Origin of the sequence: Zhongshania sp., from assembly GCF_041623545.1 — a bacterium.
In the GTDB taxonomy this organism is placed as follows: Bacteria; Pseudomonadota; Gammaproteobacteria; order Pseudomonadales; family Spongiibacteraceae; genus Spongiibacter.
Window position 1 is genome coordinate 15,405 of record NZ_JBFJWS010000017.1, and the last position, 21,023, is coordinate 36,427.

Genomic DNA, 21,023 nt, shown 5'->3' on the forward strand with positions numbered 1-21,023 from the left:
GTTAAAAAGCCCCAAGATACCGCTGGCCGCGTGGCCCTTGAACCCAGCGGTTCAAGGTGGAGCACTCCGCGAGATCGTTAGGCTTTCCGACAAGCGGACATGCACACGGATCCCGGCTAAAGCACTCCGGGTATAAAAGCATCGGCTCAGGGGTCTAGACGGCCTAGCAAATATCCCAGGGTGGTGGTCAGTATAACGTTAGCCTTGTCCCAATAACAGGGTGGGGGAGTAAGGGGATTAACTGATATCCATTTGCCGGCAACGATGGAGGGTTTCTTCGGCTTTGTCGGTAATACGCTTTACTGCCGCAGTTTCCGCTTCGCTGGGGGTTGCATTTTTCTTGTTTTGCAACATTTCATAGCTGATGTTCAGGGCCGCCATCACGGCAATGCGCTCTAGGCCAACGACCTTGCCAGAGGTGCGGATGCCGCGCATTTGCTTGTCTAAGTATTGGCCAGCTTGCATCAGTGCGCCTTGTTCTTCTAAGGGGCAGGCGACTTGATATTCTTTATCAAGAATTTTTATTACGACGGTCGGGGTGCTCACGATTCTTTCTCCAGCGCGCGCAGCCGCTGAATCATGGATTCAATCTTGGCGCGGGCAATATCGGTTTTTTCGATCAGTTGTTCGCGCTCGGTCCGCCAGTGTCTAGCGTCGGCCTTAAGAGCACGATTTTCCTTGTCTAATTGTTCACACAACTGGACAAGCTCGTCCACTTTTCGTTCCACAAGTTGCAACTGTCGCTCATCCATACTTAGATCGCGTCCGTACCTAGAAAATAATCAGATTATAGTAGAGTGAGGCTTAGCAGTGGGTCAATGTAATTAAGTTTGCATGATATTAGGCGTTTTAGGCCATATATATGTGTCGCCTCGCTGATTGGTATTCGATTTTAAGCCTGTGCAGCGCTACCATTGCGGGCTTACCAGTATTAATGGACGTTTATCATGGCCGCCAGTTTAGAACACGACGATCTCGCGAACCTTTTTCTCAGTCTCGGCGCCTTGCAGCCGCCCGCCGAACTGCACGGGTATGCGGCGGGGTTTATCTCGGTCGGCGGTCGTTTGGAGCAGGACGGCTGGTTGCAGCACTGCGTGGATTTGCTGGACTGCGAAGCGCCGAACCCCGAGCAAAGTGACGCACTCTATACGGTATATTGCACCGCTTTATTGGGTTTGGAATCCGGTGAGATGGATTTAGAGTTGTTGTTGCCCGATGATGAGTTTGATCTGGATCAGCGTATTGCCAGCCTTGGGCAGTGGTGTCAGGGGTATTTGACGGGCTTTGCCATGGCGGGCAAGCAGCAGGCCGGGGAGGCTAAAACCTACTCTGAGGAACTGACTGAAGCCATTAGCGATATCGCGGCTATTGCCCAAGTCTCCGCTGATGAGGGCGATGATGAGGAGGGTGAGCAGGATTATTTCGCGGTAAGCGAGTATGTGCGAATTGCGGTAATGACCATCTTTGCTGAGTTCAATCAGTTGTCGCCAAACTATGGCGACGGCGATAGTAGTGGGCGCCTGCATTAATTTGTGCCGTTAATACGTAAGCTTGCCCTGTGATAAGCTCGGTGTATACATTTAGTCCTGAATCAATTCTAGCGAGCAATGAGATAAACATGACGATAAGCAAGCAGGAGTTTGCCCGCCGCCGCAAAAACCTAATGGCCTTGATGGAGCCGGGCAGCATTGCCATTGTGCCCGCCGCCAAGATGGTGAGTCGCAATAGCGATACCGAATACCCCTTTCGTCAAGACAGTGATTTTTATTATCTCAGCGGCTTTGACGAGCCCAATGCCGTACTGGTGCTTATGCCCGGGCGGGCCAATGGTGAAGTTGTATTGTTCTGCCAAGATCGCGATCCGGCGATGGAGTTGTGGACGGGTTATCGCGCAGGTCCCGATGGCGCTTGTGCGAATTACGGCGCGGATGACGCATTTCCGGTTAGCGATATCGACGATATTCTGCCGGGCTTGATTGAGGGGCGCCAGCGAGTCTACTACGCGATGGGGCGTCATACTGAATTTGATCAGCAGGTCATGCAGTGGGTGAATGTGATCCGCTCCAAGGTGCGCACTGGCGCCCAGCCTCCGGGTGAGTTTTTGGATCTAGATCACCATCTTCACGACCTGCGTTTATATAAGTCTGCCGCTGAGCAAAAGCTGATGCGTCGTGCGGGTGAAATTTCTGCCGAGGCGCATTGCCGGGCGATGCGCCTGTGTCGTCCCGGTGTATATGAGTATCAACTCGAAGCTGAAATACTTCATGAATTCGGTCGCAACGGTGCGCGCTATCCGGCCTACAGCACCATTGTCGGTGCCGGTAAAAACGGCTGCATTTTGCACTACGTGGAAAACAGTTGTGAGATTCGCGACGGCGACTTGGTGTTGATCGACGCAGGCTGCGAGCTGAATTACTACGCGGCAGATATTACCCGTACTTTCCCCGCTAATGGCCGTTTCTCTCCCGAGCAGCGCGCCCTCTACGAGGTAGTCTTGGATTCCCAAAAAGCGGCTATTGCCACGATTAAAGCCGGTAATCACTGGAATCAGGCCCATGATGCCACGGTGCAAGTTATTACCGCTGGCTTGGTCAAGCTGGGCTTGCTTAGCGGTGAGGTTGACGAATTAATTGCCGCTGAAGCCTACCGGCCCTTTTATATGCATCGCGCCGGCCACTGGCTTGGTATGGACGTGCACGATGTCGGCGACTATAAAATCGGCGGCGAGTGGCGGGTTTTAGAAGAGGGCATGGCGATGACCGTTGAGCCGGGTATTTATGTGGCTCCGGATAATCTCAATGTCGACGCAAAATGGCGGGGTATTGGTATTCGCATTGAGGACGATGTGGTCGTGACTAAAACCGGCTGTGATATTTTAACGGCGGCGGTGCCCAAGGAAATAGACGAAATTGAAGCGTTGATGGCGGAGGCGCGCCTTGCCGCACACTGATTACGATGTGGTGATTGCCGGCGGGGGCATGGTTGGCGCCAGTCTGGCGTTGAGCCTCTATGCTCACAGCAAAGGTAGCTTGCGGGTGCTGGTAGTCGAAAGCTTCCCGTTGCCGCCCGTGGCTGAGTCAGGGGTCCCGGCCTATCGGCCAAGCTTTGATGCGCGCTCCACCGCCCTGTCTTTTGGCAGCCAGCAGATATACCAAGCGCTTGGGGTGTGGTCGTTGCTGCAGGAGCATTTGAGCACCATTGCCAAAGTACACGTTTCTGACCGCGGCCATTTTGGCAGCGTATTGATGACCGCCGAAAGCCAGGGCTGGGATGCTTTAGGTTATGTGGTAGAAAACATGTGGTTGGGCAATGTCTTGCTCAATCATTTGCGTCAGCATACCAATATAGAATTCTTATCGCCTGCTAAGGTCGCCGCAATCAATGTTGCCGATGGTTATGCCACTCTAGGTCTGCAAGAGGGAGAAGCCCTTCGCGAAATCACGACGCAATTAGTCGCCGTTGCCGACGGTGCGGAGTCAGGCTTGCGCAGCCAGTTGGGGATTGCCGCGACAGTTGCGGATTATCATCAGTTGGCGGTCATCGCCAATGTGGCTAGCGAGCAGTCCCATCAGGGTTGTGCTTATGAGCGTTTTACCGAGCGCGGTCCGCTGGCCTTATTGCCACTGGTTGACGATGGCAGTGGTCAGTCGCGCTCAGCCCTAGTGTGGACCTTCCCAGAGAAAATGGCGGAAGAGGTTATGGCGTGGTCCGACGCAGAATTTTTGGCGGAGTTACAGCGCAATTTTGGCTACCGGCTTGGGCGTTTGCAAAAAGTGGGGCAGCGGGCGTCATTCCCGCTGCAGTTAATGCAGGCCGAGGAACAGGTGCGCCGCCAGATAGTGGTGATGGGCAATGCCGCACACTCGCTGCACCCAGTCGCGGGGCAGGGATTTAATTTAGCCCTTCGCGATGCTGACAGTCTCAGCCGCTTGCTGGCTAAAGCGCATAGTGAAAAACGCGCATTGGGTGAGCTAAGCATATTGCAGCGCTATGTGGCCAATCAAAATGTCGATCAGCGCATGACCACCGCCTTTTCAGATCAGCTCACCGGGATTTTTAGCAATCGTAAACCGGTGCTCAGCGTGGTCCGTAATTTGGGTTTGTTACTATTGGATGTCACGCCGCCGGTAAAATCGCGGTTTGTGGCCCGGGCTGCGGGCATTATGCCCGGCTCATCAGCGGAGTTTCAATAATGTCGGTAAGTGTCACCGAATTCGATCTCATCATTGTCGGCGCCGGTTTGGCTGGTGGTGCGCTGGCCGTGGCACTGGCCGACCTACCCTTAAAAGTAGCATTAATCGAGGGGCAGGCAGTGCGCGAAGGCTGGCCGCCGCTGGAAGAGAGTGTTTTTGATTATGACGCTAGAGTCAGTGCGTTAACGGAAGGTTCGCGGGAGTTTCTTGACGAGTTAGGGGTTTGGCCTGAGGTCAGTGCGCGCCGCGTCTGCGCCTATACTGATATGGAAGTGTGGGACGGTGAAGGCACCGGCCGCATCCATTTTGCTGCCAGTGAAGTGAAGCGCGCGGCACTAGGACATATTGTTGAAAACCGGCTTCTCAATGCGGCGCTTATTCATCGTCTGAGGGAGTCGGCGGGAGTGAAGTGTTACTTTGCTAATCCGGTTGCCAGCTTGGAAAAGCAGAGTGGTGGGGTGGCACTGACCTTGGCGGATGGCCGGGTCTTGCGCAGCCCGGTGGTGGTGGCCGCTGACGGTGCCAATTCACGTATTCGCGATTGGGCCGGTTTTGTCACGCGGGAGTGGGATTATCATCACCACGCTATTGTGGCGACCATCGAAACCGCCGAGCCCCACCAAAATACCGCGTGGCAGCGCTTTCAGCCTGAAGGCCCGCTGGCCTTTTTGCCCTTGCCGGATACTGCGGGTGAGCAGCGCTACTGCTCGATTGTATGGTCAGCCCTGCCTGAGCAGGCCGAGCATTTAATGGCGCTGGATGATGATGCCTTTTGCCGGGAGTTGGGTGCGAAATTTGAGCATCGGTTAGGCCGTATCGTGGCCTGTAGTCGGCGGGTGAGCTTTCCGCTGCGCCAGCGTCACGCGGCAGACTATGTTAGCGATGGCGTGGTTCTGCTCGGGGACGCGGCGCATACCATTCATCCCTTAGCTGGGCAGGGCATCAATCTCGGCTTTCAAGACGCCATGGTGTTAGCTGAGGAGTGTTACCGCGCCCATAAACGGGGTTTGTCCTTGATTGAGTCAGGTATGTTGAGTCGCTATCAGCGCCGTCGCAAAGGCGGCAACTTGGCGATGATGGCAATGATGGAGGGCTTTCAGCACCTGTTCGAAACCCCCGCCATGCCCCTGCGCTTACTCCGCAACAGTGGTATGAGCTGGCTAAATAAAGCGTTGTCCTTAAAGCGGCAGATTATCGCCAAGGCCATGGGGATATCAGGGCCGTTGTAATGCGGGATCTCTCGGAAAAGCCCTATTCTGTCGCATTACACTCGATGAGAGACGATAGGTGCAAAACGAGTCGGCGTCGGAAGTCTGATGTCGGGCGCGGTTTACTTTAAGGCATACGAGAAACCGCGAAATGCAAAAAGGCGCTTATCGTCCGAGGGCACCACGACTCACTTATCACGGCTAAGTCCGCTTAATTAATGGATAATCAGCGGAATGCATTGAGAATTTGAATGATAATAATTATCATCTACGCCCGAATTTATTTTGAGAGGCGTTGATGATGGTGAAAATCGCGGCACGGCTATTGGCAATTTTGCTTGTCGTAGGGGTAGCGGCCTGTGGTCGCAGCGCTCCTCCCGCCGATAGTGCTAGCGGCCCTGAGCTGGTGGTGTACAGCTCCCGTATTGAGCAACTCATCAAGCCTATCTTTGACGATTTCACTGAAGAAACCGGTATCCGTATCCGCTATGTCACCGATGACGCAGGCCCTTTGCTGGCACGATTGCGCGCGGAGGGCGAAAACTCCCCTGCGGACATGTTGATTACCGTGGACGCAGGTAACTTATGGCAAGCGGCCGAAATCGGGGTTTTAGAGCCGGTACAGTCTGCGGTGCTTAGTGCCAATGTGCCACCTGCGCTGCGCGATGAGCAGGGCCGCTGGTTTGGTGTTTCGATTCGGGCGCGGACCATTGTCTATGCGACAGACCGCGTTAAGCCAGAAGAGCTTGGCGGCTATGAGGACTTAGCGAATCCCGAGTGGTCGGGCCGCTTGTGTCTGCGCACGGCGAAAAAGGTTTATAACCAATCCCTCGTCGCAAGTTTGATTGTGGCCCTAGGCCAAGCGAAAGCTGAGCAAGTGGTTGCTGGCTGGGTCGAGAACTTGGCGGTCGCGCCCTTTGCTAGCGACAATAAGGTGATTGAGGCAATTGACGCCGGTCAGTGCGACGTCGGTTTGGTGAACACCTATTATCTGGCCAGAATGTTGGCCGACAACCCAAAGCTTCCCGTGGGTTTGTTCTGGGCAAATCAACAGGGTGATGGCCCTGCTGGCCGCGGTGTTCATGTGAATATTTCCGGTGCAGGTATCACCAAGGCCAGCAAGCATAAGGCGGAGGCGCTGCGTTTATTGGAGTGGCTGTCGGCGTCGGCGGCCCAATATGATTTCGCTAGTTTGAATTTAGAATATCCCGTCAATGATGCGACTGCACCGTCGGCGTTGATTCAGCAATGGGGCAGTTTCCGTCCAGATTACATGCCAATGAGTGAGGCTGGGCGTTTGCAAAGTGACGCAATCAAATTAATGGACCGGGCGGGATATCGCTGAGTGCAGGCTTCACGGCTAGTTGTGGCGCCGAGCGCGCCACGCCGCACCGGCGCCGCCATTTGGCTGTTGCGGGCAGTCGGTCTGCTTGCCGTATTTGGTGTGCTAGCACCGATACTGGTTGTGGTGCTGAGCTGGTCCTCTGAACAAACCGACATCTGGCAGCATCTCATCGCGACCCAGCTGGGTAGTTTGCTCGCCAATACGCTGACCTTGTTGGTGGGGGTTGGCGTACTGGTGAGTGTGCTGGGGATTGGCTTGGCATGGTTTACGGTAATGTGCGATTTTCCCGGTCGCGCTTGGTTTGAATGGCTGTTGATGTTGCCGATGGCAGTGCCGGCCTATGTCATGGCCTTTGTTACCTTGGGGGTTTTTGATTTCGGTGGCCCGCTGCAGAGCTTTCTGCGGGCCAATGTCGGACAGGCCTATGGCAGTGTCGATGTGCGTAGCGAGCTCACAGTTATTGTGGTGTTCTCGCTGGTCCTCTACCCCTATGTGTATATGTTGGCGCGCAGCGCGTTTTTGTCCCAGAGCAGTGACACTATTGAGGCAGCGCGGGTGCTGGGCTGCAATGGTTGGCAGGCGTTTTTCCGCGTAGCGCTGCCAATGGCGCGGCCAGCGATTATTGCCGGGGTGAGTTTGGCTCTAATGGAAACCCTCGCTGATTTCGGCACGGTAGCAATTTTTAATTACGACACCTTTACCACGGCAATATATAAGTCGTGGTTTGGTTTTTTCAATTTGCAGGCCGCTGCTCAGTTGGCTTCTATACTGTTGCTATTTGTTGCTCTAACGCTATTTGCCGAGCGCCGGTCTCGAGGTGGACGGCGCTTTGTGCAGGGGGCGCGCTTGCAGCATCGCTTTCGGTTTAGTTTGTCGCCGGTAACGGCGTGGATGATAAGCTTGGCATGCGCAGCGGTGTTGTTCCTCGCTTTTTTGCTGCCGGTGGTGCAATTAATCTTTTGGGCGATTGGCGCTGGGGCCGCTCAGCTCGATCGGCGGTTTTTTGAGTTGTTAGAGCACTCCGTGAGCTTGGCGGGCATAGCTGCACTGGTGACGGTAGCCTTGGCCTTGGTCTTGGCATTCAATCGTCGTCAAAAAAGCCGCATGAGCTCGATTTACGGTTCCGCGCAATTAGGCTACGCCCTGCCGGGGTCGGTGTTGGCGGTGGGCATTATGCTGTCCTTCACCTATATTGATAACCAGTTTTTCATTCCAATGCAGCATTTCTTTGGTATGACGCCGGCGCCGGTATTGGTGGGCTCATTGCTAACCCTGCTGGCTGCCTACTGGATTCGATTTCTTGCGGTGGCCACCGGTCCGCTGGAGTCGGGATTGGAGCGTATTCGCCCGAGCCTGCCCGAGGCCGCGCGAACCCTTGGCGCGAATGGCGGGGCATTGGTGTGGCGAATTTATTTGCCCATGCTGCGGCCGGGTTTATTAACTGCAGCGGTGCTGGTATTTGTAGATGTAATGAAAGAAATGCCTGCTACGCTATTACTGCGTCCCTATGGCTGGGACACCCTCGCGGTGCGAATTTATGAAATGACCGCCGAGGGTCAGTGGCAGCTCGCAGCGCTGCCGGCGTTGACCTTAGTGGCGGCGGGATTAATCCCAGTGATAATCAGTATCCGTCAAAGTCGTCACTGAGCACTTTGTATTTCTTGGCAGCGGCGTTAAAATGCGCCCATCTTACGCATACGTTTGTAGAGGACGGCCTTAAATGAGCAATACCCCCAGCGAATTGAAATACGCTAGTACCCATGAATGGGCCCGCCTTGAGTCAGACGGCACCGTGACCGTGGGCATCAGCTACCACGCCCAGAACGCCTTGGGCGACGTGGTATTTATTGAGTTACCAGAAGTGGGCGCAGAGTACTCTGCCGGTGACGAAGCGGCCGTGGTCGAGTCTGTAAAAGCCGCATCAGATATTTATGCGCCGGTATCAGGTGAAATTATCGAAGTGAATGAGTCTCTGGATGAAAGTCCTGAGACCGTTAATGAATACCCCTACAGCGATGGTTGGTTTTTCCGTATGCAGCCGTCGGACTTGAGCGAGTTAGATAATTTGCTCGACGCTGAGGCGTATGACGAGCAGTGTGACGAGTAATCGCTGCTTAAGAAATAATTGTAAGAGGGCGCAAGGCCCTCTTTTACAGTTAGCCTAATTACCTCGAAGGCTTATCACCGGCCAGCCAGCTTTCTCCGCGTACTCCCTTAATTTGTCATCTGGATCCACTGCCACAGGCTTGGCTACGACGTTTAGTAGCGGTATGTCATTGTGGGAGTCGCTGTAAAAATAGCTGCCATCTAGGCTTTGTTTATTGTCTTTAAGCCAGCTATTTAGGCGTGTTACTTTCCCTTCTTGGAAGCAAGGTATACCGCTGGGCTTGCCTGTGTAGCGGCCGTCGATGATTTCGCCTTCGCTGGCGAGTAGGGTATTTATGCCCAGCGCCGCCGCTATTGGGCCGGTAACAAAGCTGTTTGTTGCGGTAATTATCATGAGGAAATCACCGGCTTCTCGGTGTTGCTGAATCAGAGCGTCGGCCTTGGGAAGGCGCAGCGGCGCAATGTATTTACGCATAAACGTGTCGTGTAATACGTTTAGTTCGGCGGCAGAGTAGCGGCTCAGCGGCGCGAGTGAAAAGCGCAAATAGGCTTGGATGTCTAAGTTGCCCTGCTGATATTGGCGATAAAACTCATCGTTTTGTTGTTTGAATTCATTGCCATCGACGATGCCTTCGTTGACTAGAAATTCGCCCCAGGCGTGGTCACTATCGCCGCCAAGCAAGGTGTTATCTAGGTCGAAAATTGCTAGCGCCATAGTCAGTCTCTTAAAAAATAGTCATTGATGGTGGAAGTGGCGGCTAGCATAGCGTCTGCGGCCTACTATTTCACCTTTCCGGCACTGTCTTCATCTGCTGAATTCCCAGAGTGCCGAATTTGTGGAACAATAGAAAACAGACATAAAATCATACCTGTAGGTGAACTAGTGATTGATTCGGATGGATTCCGCCCAAATGTTGGTATCGTGCTTGCTAATGAGCAGGGCCAAGTTTTGTGGGCGCGCCGTGTCGGTCAGAGCGCGTGGCAATTCCCGCAGGGCGGTATTCATGAGGGTGAGACGCCAGAGGCGGCGCTCTATCGCGAGCTGTATGAAGAAGTTGGGCTGCGCGAAAGCGATGTGGATCTGTTGGCCTGCACTCGGGGCTGGTTGCGTTATCGCCTACCTCAGCGCCTGATTCGGCGCGAAAATAAGCCGCTGTGTATTGGTCAGAAACAGAAATGGTTTTTGTTGCAGATGAAAACCGATGACGCCAAGGTAAGCTTTGACTGTGGCGACAAGGCAGAATTCGATCATTGGCAATGGGTGAGCTACTGGTATCCTCTTGGGCAAGTGGTGGCGTTTAAGCGGGAGGTGTACCGCCGCGCAATGAAGGAGTTGGCACCGCGCCATGCCCGTTTAGTGAAAGACAGCGGCAAAGATTATAGTGCTGGTGATCTGCGATGATGTTAGAAGCGCTGCGCAGCATCGTTCAGGCGGTTAATGCTGCCAGTGATCTTCAATCTGCTCTGGATATTATTGTTACTCGTATTGCCGAGGTCATGGATACCGAGGTCTGCACGGTATATTTGCGAGATCCGGATACCAAGCGCCTGATTTTTATGGCTAACCAGGGCTTGAATCCAGATTTGATTGGCAAGGTTAGCCTCGGTTCTGATGAGGGTTTGGTGGGCTTGGTGGCTCGCCGCGAAGAGCCAGTCAATCTCGACCACGCAGAGAAGCACCCCAACTTTTTATATTTGCCTGGTATTGGTGAAGAGCAATACCACTCTTTTCTTGGTGCGCCCATTATCCACCAGCGCTCTGTGATGGGGGTGTTGGTTGTCCAGCAAAAGGACAGTCGTCGCTTTGATGAGGATGAGGAAGCTTTCCTCGTTACCATGTCTGCGCAATTGGCAGGAGTTATTGCGCACGCTCGCGCTACGGGCTCGATCAGTACCGCGCAAAACACGGTGGGTGCTACCGCGTCGTTCAAGGGAATTGCCGGCGCCACTGGGGTGGCGATTGGTGAGGCGGTTGTGATTGTCCCGGTCGCGGAGTTGCACTCGGTACCCCGTCGCCAGAGTGACGATGTACAGGCTGAGCTAGCGGCTTTTGCTCAGGCGCTGGATTCGGTGCGCGTTGATATACGTGCTTTAAGCGATAAATTGCTCACGCAATTACCGGCGGACGAGCACGCCTTGTTTGATGTTTACCTGCGAATTATCGATGACGGCGCTTGGGCGTCGGAAGTTATTGAGAAAATCGAGGCAGGGGAGTGGGCTCAAGGCGCTTTAAGTCAGGTGATGTCCAGTCATATACGCGCCTTTGAAATGATGGAAGATGCCTATTTCAAAGAGCGGGCCACCGACATTAAAGATTTGGGGCGGCGGGTTCTCTCCTATTTGCAAGCCAGTGATATAGAGCCAACCGAGTATCCAGAAAAAACCATCTTAGTGGGTGAAGAGCTTACTGCGTCGATGCTCGGTGAGGTGCCTAGAGATAGGCTGGTGGGTATGGTGTCGGTGCGGGGCTCCAGTAACTCCCATGTTGCCATCTTAGCTCGCGCTATGGGTATTCCAACGGTGATGGGGGCCAGCGATTTACCTTATACCCAAATTGAAAAAGCCAATCTTATTGTCGACGGTTATTCGGGGTATGTGCATTACAATCCAACCGCTGAAATCTATGAGCATTTCCGCTCTGTTTCCGAAGAAGATCACGCCCTCAATCAGGGTTTGGAGGCATTGCGTGACCTGCCTAGCGAAACCCTCGATGGCCACCGTATGCCGCTGTGGGTTAACACTGGTTTGATGGCAGATGTGGCTCGCTCTCTTGATCGCGGCGCCGAGGGCGTGGGCCTTTACCGAACTGAAATTCCATTTTTATTGCGTGAGCGTTTTCCCAGTGAAGAGGAGCAGCGCATAATTTATCGAGAGCAGTTGATCGCTTTTGCACCGCTGCCGGTCACGATGCGAACCCTCGATATTGGTGGGGACAAGGCGTTACCGTATTTCCCTATTGAAGAGGAAAACCCTTTTCTAGGGTGGCGAGGAATACGAGTTACCTTGGATCACCCTGAGATATTTTTGGTGCAGGTTCGGGCGATGCTAAAGGCCAGCGAAGGCCTCAATAATTTACGCATCATGTTGCCGATGATCAGCAATGTGCAAGAGGTAGATGAAGCCCTTGAGTTGGTGCGCCGCGCCTACGACGAATTGCTCGAAGACGGCTGGGATATTAGTTTGCCGCCAATAGGCGTGATGGTTGAAGTGCCTGCGGCGGTTTATCAGGCACGGCAACTGGCGCGTAGGGTCGACTTTTTGTCAGTGGGTTCGAATGACTTAACGCAGTATTTGCTGGCCGTTGACCGCAACAACACACGTGTTGCTGACTTGTATCACGCCTATCATCCGGCGGTTTTGAATAGCTTGCAGCAGGTGGTTGATGCAGCCCATGCTGAGGGCAAGCCAGTTGGTATTTGTGGCGAATTAGCGGGTGACCCTGCCGCGGTCTTGATTTTAATGGCGATGGGCTACGATATGTTGTCGATGAACGATAATAGTCTATTGCGGGTTAAAGCGGTGATTCGCAGCTGTCGATTTGAAGACTTACAGGGCTTGCTCGACGGTGTGATGGTTGTCGATACTGCTGACGAAGTGAAAGCTCAGTTGCGTAAAGCGATGATTAATATCGGCATGGAGCGTTTGTTGCAGCCAATCGGAAGTGTGTAGGGCTTGTGTGGTTGATCAAACCTGAAAGTGATTTAGCATTTTTACCGTTAAAAAATTGGGGTCGGCTGGTTCGGTGTTATAGAGTTGCTCCCAGAAATCCCAGCTGCCGTCGGCGTGGCGCTGTAAGACACTGCTGGATCGCGTGCCATAATCAGCACCGACAATATTAACGAAGCGACTGGATAAAGCGCGATAATACGCGTCGTCGTGCTGTCCGCTTGGCTCCTCTTCTTTTAGCATCTCAAATAATTTTAAATGATCGACGCCCGCATATAGCGCCGCGTCCATGTCCTGTTTGCCTTTTATGGTTTTTTCATTGCTGCTGCTCAGAGGGATATTGCCAATGGCGTGACGCCCCGGTGCCAGTCGCTGCCAGCCAGTGTCGCTATTATTGCTATAGCCTAGGGTCTCGCCGTCGAAGCCAATAAAGTTAAATGGGCGGTAATTGCGCTTCTCAGTTTCTAATTGGCTTAGGTACTCGGGCGCTGTGTTATCACTTAACAGAAAGTTTTTCACCAGATCGCCCCGACTTAATTCACCGGTATGTTCAATTTCGCGGAGATTGGTCACTGCGGCAAAGCGGCCATTGCGGCTAAGGCCTAGCCAACTGCCGCCGAATTCCAAGTCTCGTCCGGCCAATATTTCTGGGTGCTCAGGCCAAAATCCGGCAGGCAGCGTGGGGCGAGCATAAAATTCGTCACGATTAGCAGCAATAATCAATGGCCGGTCTGGCAGTTGTTGCCATGACAATAAAATTAAACACATAGAGTCATACGCTGTTGTTTGCCGGTTGAGGCCGTCATAATAGCAGCTTTATTGCGAGTCTACGGTGCGATGGTACTACTAATATACCTCGGTGTGGGTGCCATAGCCGGTTTTGCCGCGGGTCTATTCGGCGTTGGCGGCGGCCTTGTCATTGTGCCTGCGCTGATGATGTGTTTTAGCGTTTTGGCGGTATCTCCAGACATTGCCATGCAGTTAGCTGTGGGTACATCTTTAGCGACGATAGTGGTTACATCATTTAGCTCGGCGCGAGCGCACCATAAAATCGGTAATATCAGCTGGCCGGGCTGGCGAGGTTTGGCACCGGGTATTGTCTTTGGTGTTGTATTAGGCGTTGCGACCGCAAGCAATATGGCGGCCGAGAGTTTGAAATTGGCTTTTGGTGTGTTTTGTCTTGTTATTGCGGGGTATATGGGGCTTGCTATTGCGCCTGCCGCGACAAGGGCGCTGCCGGGCACCGCAGGCTTGGTGTCAGCGGGAGTCGGTATAGGCTATTTTTCGGCACTGTTTGGTGTTGGTGGCGGTTCGCTAACCGTTCCCTATTTGAGCTGGTGTAATATGCGGATGCAAGCGGCGGTGGCAACCTCGGCGGCCTGCGGCGTTCCAATCGCGATAGTGGGGGCATTAAGTAATGTTGCCGCTGGTTTTGGTCGCGATAATTTGCCGGAGTACAGCACAGGTTTTGTGTATTGGCCAGCCTTGTTGGGTTTGGTTTTATTGAGCGCGCCCTGCGCTAAATGGGGCGCACGGCTCGCCCAGCGGGTATCGGCGATGAATCTGCGTCGTGCGTTTGCCGTATTTTTGTTGGTGGTTGGCAGTCAATTTATTTGGGGAGCACTTTAGGGCATGTTGAGACATCCTGATATCGATCCAGTTGCCTTGCAGCTGGGGCCGCTATCCATACATTGGTATGGGTTGATGTATCTAGCCGGTTTTGCCGCCGCGTGGTTTTTAGCTAAACGCCGCAGTCATCAACCTTGGAGCCCAGTAAATGAGGCCCAAGTTGAGGATTTAATTTTTTACGGGGCGGTTGGGGTGATTTTGGGTGGCCGCTTTGGCTATGTCATTTTTTATAATTTCCCCCAGTTTTTGCAAGATCCGCTGTGGTTGTTTCGCGTCTGGGAGGGCGGGATGGCCTTTCATGGTGGTTTACTTGGGGTGATTATTGCGGTGGCGCTTTATGCTCGCAAACTCAAGGTGCCGGTGTCGGCTTTGTGGGATTTTATCGCGCCTCTGGCGCCTATTGGTTTAGGTTTAGGTCGAGTTGGTAACTTTATTGGCCAAGAGCTTTGGGGGAGAGCTACTGACGCTCCTTGGGGGATGTTGTTTCCTCGCGACCCATCGCAACTGCCGCGGCATCCATCGCAGCTGTATCAGTTTGTTCTAGAGGGTGTGGTTTTATTCGCAATTGTGTTTTTCTTTACACGTAAACAGCGGCCGCCGTTGGCTGCTGGCGCCTTGTTTTTGCTGTGCTACGGTAGCTTCCGCTTTTTGGTGGAGTTTGTCCGTGAGCCAGATAGTCATATTGGTTTTGACGCCATGGGCTGGTTGACTCGGGGGCAGGAGTTATCGCTGCCAATGATTATTATTGGCGGTTTTTTGTTGGTGTGGACCTACAGTCGCAATCCTGTTGCGGATGGTGATGTGGCAAAGACTGCTCCAGTGAAACGCAGAACAACGAAGAAAGCAGGTAAATAGTATGCAACAGTATTTGGATTTACTGCGGGATGTCCGCGACAACGGCACTGATAAGGGGGACCGTACCGGGGTGGGCACGCGCTCGGTATTCGGTCGGCAGTTGCGCTTTGATCTGCAGCAGGGTTTTCCTTTGCTGACGACAAAGAAAGTCCATTTGCGCAGTATAATTTGCGAGCTGATTTGGTTTTTGCAGGGCAGTTGCGACAATAATTGGCTGCAAGAGCGTGGTGTCTCAATTTGGAATGAATGGGCTTTGGAAAATGGCGATTTAGGCCCTATCTACGGTAAGCAGTGGCGTAGCTGGGCGTGCCCAGACGGCAGTACGATTGATCAAATTAGTGAAGTCATTGATATGATTCGCCGTAAACCTAACTCTCGGCGCCTACTGGTGAATGCCTGGAACCCCGCCGATCTTCCTGACGAATCCTTGAGTCCCCAAGAGAATGTTCGTCGTGGTCGGGCGGCTCTGCCGCCGTGCCACACCCTGTTTCAGTTTTATGTGGCGGAAGGCAAACTGTCGTGTCAGCTTTATCAGCGCAGTGCCGACCTGTTTCTCGGGGTGCCCTTTAATATTGCCAGCTACGCCTTGTTGACGCATATGATCGCGCAGCAGTGCGATTTAGATGTGGGGGATTTTGTGCACACGTTTGGCGACTGCCATCTCTATAAGAATCACCTCACTGATGACATTGTCGAAGAGCAGCTGCGGCGCTCGCCCAAAAGCCTACCTAAATTGCTGATTAAACGTCGTCCTGAGTCTGTTTTCGATTACAACTTTGACGATTTCGAATTCGCTGGCTATGAGCCTCACCCCGCCATAAAAGCGCCAATTGCGATTTAACTTGGAGGTTTTATGACTGTGACCGTTTCGATGATCGTCGCCATGGCCAATAACCGAGTTATTGGCGTGAATAATCAGCTGCCGTGGCATTTGCCCGCAGACCTGAAGCATTTCAAGGCGACCACAATGGGGAAGCCTATTGTGATGGGGCGAAAAACTTGGGAATCAATAGGTCGGCCCCTGCCTGGGCGAAAAAATATCGTGATCAGTCGCCAGCCCGAATATGTCGCCGAAGGGGCGGAGGTCGTTACTTGTCTTGCTGCGGGTTTGGCCTTGGCGCGGGATCATGCTGCGGCCGAAGGCTTGGCTGAAATAGTTGTTATTGGTGGCGAAGCAATCTATCGCAGTGCACTCAATGAGGCACAAAAAATATACCTGACAGAGGTCAATATTAGTCTTGATGGTGATGCCTGGTTCCCCGAGTTGGCGGCGGCTGAGTGGTGCGAGACTGGAAGAGAGTGTTACCCCGTAACAAATTCCGAGGGTTTGGGCTACAGTTTCGTCACTTTGGAACGAATTTCCGCCGAGTAGCTATAGTTTGTAAGAATATCGAACAAATCCTTGGTGCGTGGCAAGGGATGGCTTTGCAGTGAGCGTTACTTAAAATATAAGTATTGTTACCTAAATTCTCGAATCTGTAACACAATAACCCAGCTAGAATGCAATATTTTTTATATTACGAAACATTTAGTTTTCTCGTTGATTCTTATGATTGCTCATGATTAAAATAAGCTCCGCTGTATGAAAGCACGGTCTTACGACTGGCCGTACGGCTGAACAAGATAATAAGCTCTGCTTTCACTAAACGTCCCAAATAGGAAAAGCAATTCCCATGAAAACGCAACGATTGAAAACAATCGCGCTGGCGGTCGGTATGGCTGTTGGTATGCTGGCTGTGTCGCCGGCCTACTCAGCTGATACAACTGCTGGGCAAGATCCTGCGGCAGCACAACTGCCACCCCCTAAACCGTTGATTCCTGTAAGCAAGGTTCTTGAAGTAGGACAAAAGAGAACTAAAAACGCGCAGAAGTCACAAATTAAAATCGACCGTCTGGCAGCAGAAACAGGTGATTTGCTCCAAGATTATAAAACTGTGATGAAGCAGGTAGATGGCTTACGCATCTACAATGCTCGCCTCGAAAAGCAGATTGCTGGCCAGTTACGCCGTATCGCTGGTCTAGAAAAGTCTGTTGATGAAGCAACAATCATCCAGCGTCAGATTACCCCCCTGTTGATTCGTATGATCGACGGTCTTGAGCAGTTTGTTGCTCTGGACGTGCCTTTCCATATCGATGAGCGCAAAGAGCGTGTTGAATTCCTGCGTAACAATATGGATCGCTCCGATATCACGATCGCTGAAAAATTCCGTCAAGTTCTTGAAGCTTACAAAATTGAGAACGAGTACGGCCGTAAAATTGACAGCTACAAAGGCGTAGCACTGGTTGCTGGCGCTGAGCGCGATGTGAATTTCCTGCGTATTGGTCGCATTGGTTTGATGTATCAAACTACCGATGGCGAACAGTCTGGTGCTTGGGATCAAGACAAGCGCAGCTGGGTTGAATTGGATGCTGGCGATTACCGCGGCGCGATTCAGAAGGGGCTGCGTATTTCGAATAAGCAGGCTTCTATCGATATTATGAAACTCCCGATTCCTGCTCCGGAGGCTGCTAAATAATGAAACGTAATCTATTAAAGGCCGCAGTGTTTGCGTTTGGCGGTATGATTGCCGTTGCAGCGATGCCAGCAATGGCTGAAGACGCCAAGTCACTGGACGAACTGCTTAAAATGGTCAAGCAGGGTTATGCGAGTGATGCCCGCGAAAATAAAGCGCGTGAACAACGCTTTGCCGCTGCTCGTTACGACCAGCAAAAAACTTTAGACGAAGCTAAGCGCACTTTGGCTGCAGAAGAGAAGCGTTCTTCCGATCTGGAAAAAACGTTTGAAGACAACGAAACTGTCATTCTAGAGCGTCAGCGTCAGCTGAAAGAGCGCCTAGGTACATTGACAGAACTGTTCGGTCACTTGACTTCTACTGCTGGTGATCTGCGTTCAAACTTCCAATCGTCCCTCGTCAGTGTTCAGTTCGCTCAGCGCGAGCAGTTTATTGATGATTTGATTGCTAAAATGTCTGGCGCTGAAGAGCTGCCGAGCATCGAAGAAATTGAGCGCGTATGGTTCGAACTGCAGCGTGAAATGACTGAGTCAGGTCGTGTTGTTAAATTCCGTACCACGGTAACCAGTGCTGGTGGCGAGAAGAGCGAGCAGGACGTTGTCCGTATCGGTACCTTCAACGCAGTTAATACTGACGGTGAATACCTGCAGTACATCGCAGAAAATGGCAGCTTGGCCGTTTTGTCTCGTCAGCCTACCCGCTACATGGGTTGGGCGGAAGATTTGGCTAACGCAACTTCAGGCATGCACCCCTTTGGTATCGACCCTACGGGTCCTACTGGCGGTTCTTACTTGGCGGCACTGATCGATAGCCCGACTTTAACTGAACGCTGGCACCAAGGTGGCGTCGTTGGTTATGTCATCACCGCTGTTGGTGCACTGGCTATGTTAATCGCGATCTGGCGTTTGATTGTTCTTACACTGGAAGACATGAAGGTTAACAGCCAGCTGAAGACCAAGAAAGCCAATAGCAATAACAGCCTCGGCCGTGTGCTTAAAGTACATGAAGATAATCCAAGCATGGATCCTGAGACCTTAGAGCTGAAGTTGTCAGAAGCAATTCTGAAAGAGACTCCACGCCTCGAGAACTCGCTGAACTTGCTTAAAATTATCGCCGCAGTAGCCCCGCTCTTGGGTCTGCTGGGTACCGTTACCGGTATGATTATCACCTTCCAGGCCATCACCATCTTTGGTGCTGGTGATCCAAAAGCAATGGCTGGCGGTATCTCTGGTGCACTGGTAACTACTGTACTCGGTCTGGTGGTAGCGATCCCAACAGTTCTGCTGCACACATTTGTCAGCGGTCGGGCCAAGAAGATTATTCATGTTCTTGACCAGCAAACTACGGGCATCATTGCCGAACACACGGAAGGTCACGCGGGGAATTAAGCGATGTACCTACTGAATGAATGGGCGGAGATAATTCGACGATTCATGGATGCAGGCGGCGACGTACTATGGGCCATCGCCGGCCTGACGTTCCTGATGTGGACTCTCGCTCTGGAAAGACTTTGGTATTACAAATTTGAGTTGTCGAAAGACGTCAATGGTGCCATTGGTAGCTGGGAAAAACGCTCAGAGCGTAAATCCTGGAATGCCAAGCGAATTCGCGAAAAGCTGATATCCCAAGTATCACTTAAAATTAATGCGAGTTTGCCAATGATCCAAACAATGGTGGCGCTGTGCCCACTGTTGGGATTGTTGGGTACTGTTACCGGTATGATTGAAGTGTTTAATATCATGGCGGTAACAGGTGGCGGCGATGCTAAATCGATGGCCGGCGGTGTTTCTAAAGCAACAATCCCGACAATGGCGGGTATGGTTGCAGCTTTGTCAGGCGTTTTTATCAATACATATGTTAAAAGTATTGCAGAACGTGAGAGCGAGCTTTTGGAAGACCATCTGACAACAGATCACTAAGAGAGCTAACATGAGAAGGAATAAAAGAGGCGGACAAGAGGATAATCCCTCTGAAATAGACTTAACGCCGATGCTCGACGTTGTGTTTATCATGTTGATCTTCTTTATTGTAACAGCGTCCTTTATTAAGGAAGCTGGCGTCGAGGTGAACCGCCCAGACGCGTCAACATCAAGCAAAAAAGAGAATGTTAATATTCTGATTGCTGTTACAGCAACTAATGAAATCTGGATTGATAAGCGCCGGGTAGATAAGCGCGCGGTTCGCTCTGTTGTTGAGCGGATGCACGCCGAAAATCCTAAAGGTGCCGTTGTAATTCAGGCTGATAAAGCCTCGAATACCGAAACGGTTACTGCGGTTATCGACGCGAGCCGATCGGCTGGTGTATACGATGTTTCATTGGCCACTGAAGACAGCTGATCAATATGAATATTCGACATTTATATGGTGCCGCATTGGCATTTTTGGTGACAGCTGCGCTGTTCATCATAATGCCTTCGCTTATCGAGATGGCTGATAAGACGCTGGATGAAAAACCGCGTACGAAGCTGGCCGATATTCAAATGCCGGACACCAAAATAGAAACAATGAAGGACAGCAAGCCCGATAAGCCGAAGGAGCCTGATGAGCCACCGCCGGATATGGAGCAGCCTGAGATGGAAGACATCAATCCGAACCTGGATGTTGTCAATATGACCCCAGCTCAGAGTGTCGATTTGACCAATACCGCCGGGGGGCTTTCTGCTTCCGATGGTGAGTACTTGCCAATCGTCAAAGTTGCACCAATTTATCCGCGTCGTGCGCAAAGCCGGGGTGTTACGGGTTATTGTACGGTCGAGTACACGGTTACTAAAGCGGGTACCACCCGTGATATCGTGGCAGTCGATTGCGAGCCGTCTGGTTATTTTGAGCGTGCTTCTATAAAAGCCGCAGAGAAGTTTAAGTACAAACCGCGTGTGTCCGACGGCGAGCCTATTGAGGTGCCGGGCATACAGAACCGGTTCACTTATGAGTTGGAAAAATAATGTCTGATTATCACTCGAGCACTAAAGCGATGCGTCCGGTGTTGGTCAAGCTGGGTTGTTCTCTGGTCTTAGGTGTTGCCACTGTTCTTGCGCTGCCGGTAGTTAGTACTGCCATGCAGCCGCTAGTCGGTGAGCAAAGCGTGGGTATTGCCCACGCTGCCGAGAAAAAAGAAAAGCCTAAGCGCAGCACACGCAGAACGCCGGCAATCCGCGCTAAAATTTATGAAAAATTAAATGAAGCGCAGATGGCTGCGGACGAGAAAAAGTACACTCAGGCGATTCAGCTGCTGAATGAACTCCGTGATAAGGAAGGCCGGAATTCGCTCAATAGCTATGAACTCGCCAATTTGTATAATATGTATGCGTTTATTTATTTTACGCAAGAAAAATACGAATTAGCTTTGGATGCATACCGCAATGTTGTAAAGCAGCCGGATATTCCGGAGGCGATGGAGTTAAACACTAAGTACACTATCGCTCAGCTTTACTTCGTAAAAGAGGATTATCGCAACGGCGTTAAAACTCTGCAGGAATGGTTTAAAGCCAAGCAGGAAATGCAGGAAGAC

Annotated in this window: 23 protein-coding genes and 1 other RNA gene; 19 read left to right on the plus strand and 5 right to left on the minus strand. The window is 52.0% G+C overall.

Annotated features, from left to right (window positions below; genetic code table 11):
* Nucleotides 1-4: 4 nt before the first annotated feature.
* The 3 genes from ssrS to ABYT30_RS04240 all read right to left on the minus strand — a co-directional run bounded on the left by ssrS (nucleotide 5) and on the right by ABYT30_RS04240 (nucleotide 752).
* A non-coding RNA gene (ssrS, locus tag ABYT30_RS04230) (6S RNA) lies at nucleotides 5-185 on the minus strand.
* 52 nt (nucleotides 186-237) lie between these two features.
* The gene (locus tag ABYT30_RS04235; RefSeq protein WP_373083599.1) at nucleotides 238-546 is read right to left on the minus strand and encodes a cell division protein ZapA; all 309 of its coding nucleotides are present in this window, start codon (nucleotides 544-546) and stop codon (nucleotides 238-240) included.
* A complete protein-coding gene (locus ABYT30_RS04240; RefSeq protein ID WP_008252340.1) occupies nucleotides 543-752 on the minus strand; it encodes a TIGR02449 family protein in 210 nt (69 codons plus the stop codon). The genes ABYT30_RS04235 and ABYT30_RS04240 overlap by 4 nt, the downstream gene beginning before the upstream one ends.
* 195 nt (nucleotides 753-947) lie before the next feature.
* On the opposite strand from ABYT30_RS04240, the gene ABYT30_RS04245 reads away from it, so the two are divergent.
* The 7 genes from ABYT30_RS04245 (at nucleotide 948) to gcvH (ending at nucleotide 8,853) form a co-directional block, all read left to right on the plus strand.
* Nucleotides 948-1,529, plus strand: coding sequence for a UPF0149 family protein (locus ABYT30_RS04245; protein WP_373083600.1), 582 nt, complete (start codon nucleotides 948-950; stop codon nucleotides 1,527-1,529).
* Between the two features lie 89 nt (nucleotides 1,530-1,618).
* On the plus strand, nucleotides 1,619-2,950 hold the full coding sequence (pepP, locus tag ABYT30_RS04250; RefSeq protein WP_373095364.1) for a Xaa-Pro aminopeptidase: 1,332 nt from the start codon (nucleotides 1,619-1,621) through the stop codon (nucleotides 2,948-2,950).
* Complete coding sequence (gene ubiH, locus ABYT30_RS04255; RefSeq protein ID WP_373095367.1) at nucleotides 2,937-4,193, plus strand: 2-octaprenyl-6-methoxyphenyl hydroxylase; 1,257 nt, start codon at nucleotides 2,937-2,939, stop codon at nucleotides 4,191-4,193. Before pepP ends, ubiH begins: the two co-directional genes overlap by 14 nt.
* Nucleotides 4,193-5,422, plus strand: coding sequence for an FAD-dependent monooxygenase (locus tag ABYT30_RS04260; RefSeq protein ID WP_373095369.1), 1,230 nt, complete (start codon nucleotides 4,193-4,195; stop codon nucleotides 5,420-5,422). The genes ubiH and ABYT30_RS04260 overlap by 1 nt, the downstream gene beginning before the upstream one ends.
* A 277-nt stretch (nucleotides 5,423-5,699) precedes the next feature.
* Nucleotides 5,700-6,746 (plus strand): extracellular solute-binding protein, encoded by a 1,047-nt coding sequence (locus ABYT30_RS04265; protein ID WP_373095372.1) that lies wholly within the window; start codon nucleotides 5,700-5,702, stop codon nucleotides 6,744-6,746.
* On the plus strand, nucleotides 6,747-8,393 hold the full coding sequence (locus ABYT30_RS04270) for an ABC transporter permease (protein ID WP_373095375.1): 1,647 nt from the start codon (nucleotides 6,747-6,749) through the stop codon (nucleotides 8,391-8,393).
* A 73-nt stretch (nucleotides 8,394-8,466) separates the two neighbouring features.
* The gene (gene gcvH / locus ABYT30_RS04275) at nucleotides 8,467-8,853 is read left to right on the plus strand and encodes a glycine cleavage system protein GcvH (protein ID WP_373082786.1); all 387 of its coding nucleotides are present in this window, start codon (nucleotides 8,467-8,469) and stop codon (nucleotides 8,851-8,853) included.
* Nucleotides 8,854-8,907: 54 nt separating this feature from the next.
* Here gcvH and ABYT30_RS04280 read toward each other — a convergent pair whose 3' ends face one another.
* Nucleotides 8,908-9,567, minus strand: a complete 660-nt coding sequence (locus ABYT30_RS04280) for an HAD family hydrolase (RefSeq protein WP_373082784.1) — start codon at nucleotides 9,565-9,567, stop codon at nucleotides 8,908-8,910.
* Nucleotides 9,568-9,735: 168 nt separating this feature from the next.
* On the opposite strand from ABYT30_RS04280, the gene rppH reads away from it, so the two are divergent.
* Together rppH and ptsP are read left to right on the plus strand one after the other, a co-directional pair.
* The gene (gene rppH / locus ABYT30_RS04285) at nucleotides 9,736-10,254 is read left to right on the plus strand and encodes an RNA pyrophosphohydrolase (RefSeq protein ID WP_373082782.1); all 519 of its coding nucleotides are present in this window, start codon (nucleotides 9,736-9,738) and stop codon (nucleotides 10,252-10,254) included.
* Nucleotides 10,254-12,521: a phosphoenolpyruvate--protein phosphotransferase gene (gene ptsP / locus ABYT30_RS04290; protein WP_373095387.1), complete on the plus strand. Its 2,268-nt coding sequence runs from the start codon at nucleotides 10,254-10,256 to the stop codon at nucleotides 12,519-12,521. Before rppH ends, ptsP begins: the two co-directional genes overlap by 1 nt.
* Nucleotides 12,522-12,536: 15 nt before the next feature.
* On the opposite strand, the gene ABYT30_RS04295 is transcribed toward ptsP, so the two are convergent.
* Nucleotides 12,537-13,286, minus strand: coding sequence for an NRDE family protein (locus ABYT30_RS04295; RefSeq protein WP_373082780.1), 750 nt, complete (start codon nucleotides 13,284-13,286; stop codon nucleotides 12,537-12,539).
* 69 nt (nucleotides 13,287-13,355) lie between these two features.
* On the opposite strand from ABYT30_RS04295, the gene ABYT30_RS04300 reads away from it, so the two are divergent.
* The 10 genes from ABYT30_RS04300 to ABYT30_RS04345 form a co-directional block, all read left to right on the plus strand.
* A complete protein-coding gene (locus ABYT30_RS04300; protein ID WP_373082778.1) occupies nucleotides 13,356-14,147 on the plus strand; it encodes a sulfite exporter TauE/SafE family protein in 792 nt (263 codons plus the stop codon).
* Between the two features lie 3 nt (nucleotides 14,148-14,150).
* Nucleotides 14,151-15,002 carry a prolipoprotein diacylglyceryl transferase gene (lgt, locus tag ABYT30_RS04305; protein WP_373082775.1) on the plus strand — a complete coding sequence of 284 codons (852 nt, stop codon included), beginning with the start codon at nucleotides 14,151-14,153 and terminating at the stop codon, nucleotides 15,000-15,002.
* 1 nt (nucleotide 15,003) lies between these two features.
* Complete coding sequence (locus tag ABYT30_RS04310) at nucleotides 15,004-15,843, plus strand: thymidylate synthase (RefSeq protein ID WP_373095377.1); 840 nt, start codon at nucleotides 15,004-15,006, stop codon at nucleotides 15,841-15,843.
* Between the two features lie 12 nt (nucleotides 15,844-15,855).
* Nucleotides 15,856-16,374 (plus strand): dihydrofolate reductase, encoded by a 519-nt coding sequence (locus ABYT30_RS04315; protein WP_373083787.1) that lies wholly within the window; start codon nucleotides 15,856-15,858, stop codon nucleotides 16,372-16,374.
* Nucleotides 16,375-16,675: 301 nt separating this feature from the next.
* Complete coding sequence (locus ABYT30_RS04320; RefSeq protein WP_373083785.1) at nucleotides 16,676-17,518, plus strand: DUF3450 domain-containing protein; 843 nt, start codon at nucleotides 16,676-16,678, stop codon at nucleotides 17,516-17,518.
* A complete protein-coding gene (locus ABYT30_RS04325; RefSeq protein ID WP_373083783.1) occupies nucleotides 17,518-18,903 on the plus strand; it encodes a MotA/TolQ/ExbB proton channel family protein in 1,386 nt (461 codons plus the stop codon). Before ABYT30_RS04320 ends, ABYT30_RS04325 begins: the two co-directional genes overlap by 1 nt.
* Nucleotides 18,904-18,906: 3 nt before the next feature.
* The gene (locus ABYT30_RS04330) at nucleotides 18,907-19,434 is read left to right on the plus strand and encodes a MotA/TolQ/ExbB proton channel family protein (protein ID WP_344937464.1); all 528 of its coding nucleotides are present in this window, start codon (nucleotides 18,907-18,909) and stop codon (nucleotides 19,432-19,434) included.
* 10 nt (nucleotides 19,435-19,444) lie between these two features.
* Nucleotides 19,445-19,852 carry a biopolymer transporter ExbD gene (locus tag ABYT30_RS04335; protein WP_008252309.1) on the plus strand — a complete coding sequence of 136 codons (408 nt, stop codon included), beginning with the start codon at nucleotides 19,445-19,447 and terminating at the stop codon, nucleotides 19,850-19,852.
* Nucleotides 19,853-19,857: 5 nt separating this feature from the next.
* Nucleotides 19,858-20,457, plus strand: coding sequence for an energy transducer TonB (locus ABYT30_RS04340; protein WP_373095381.1), 600 nt, complete (start codon nucleotides 19,858-19,860; stop codon nucleotides 20,455-20,457).
* The coding region (locus ABYT30_RS04345; protein WP_373095384.1) for a tetratricopeptide repeat protein at nucleotides 20,457-21,023 on the plus strand (567 nt) is incomplete at its 3' end. The genes ABYT30_RS04340 and ABYT30_RS04345, both read left to right, overlap by 1 nt.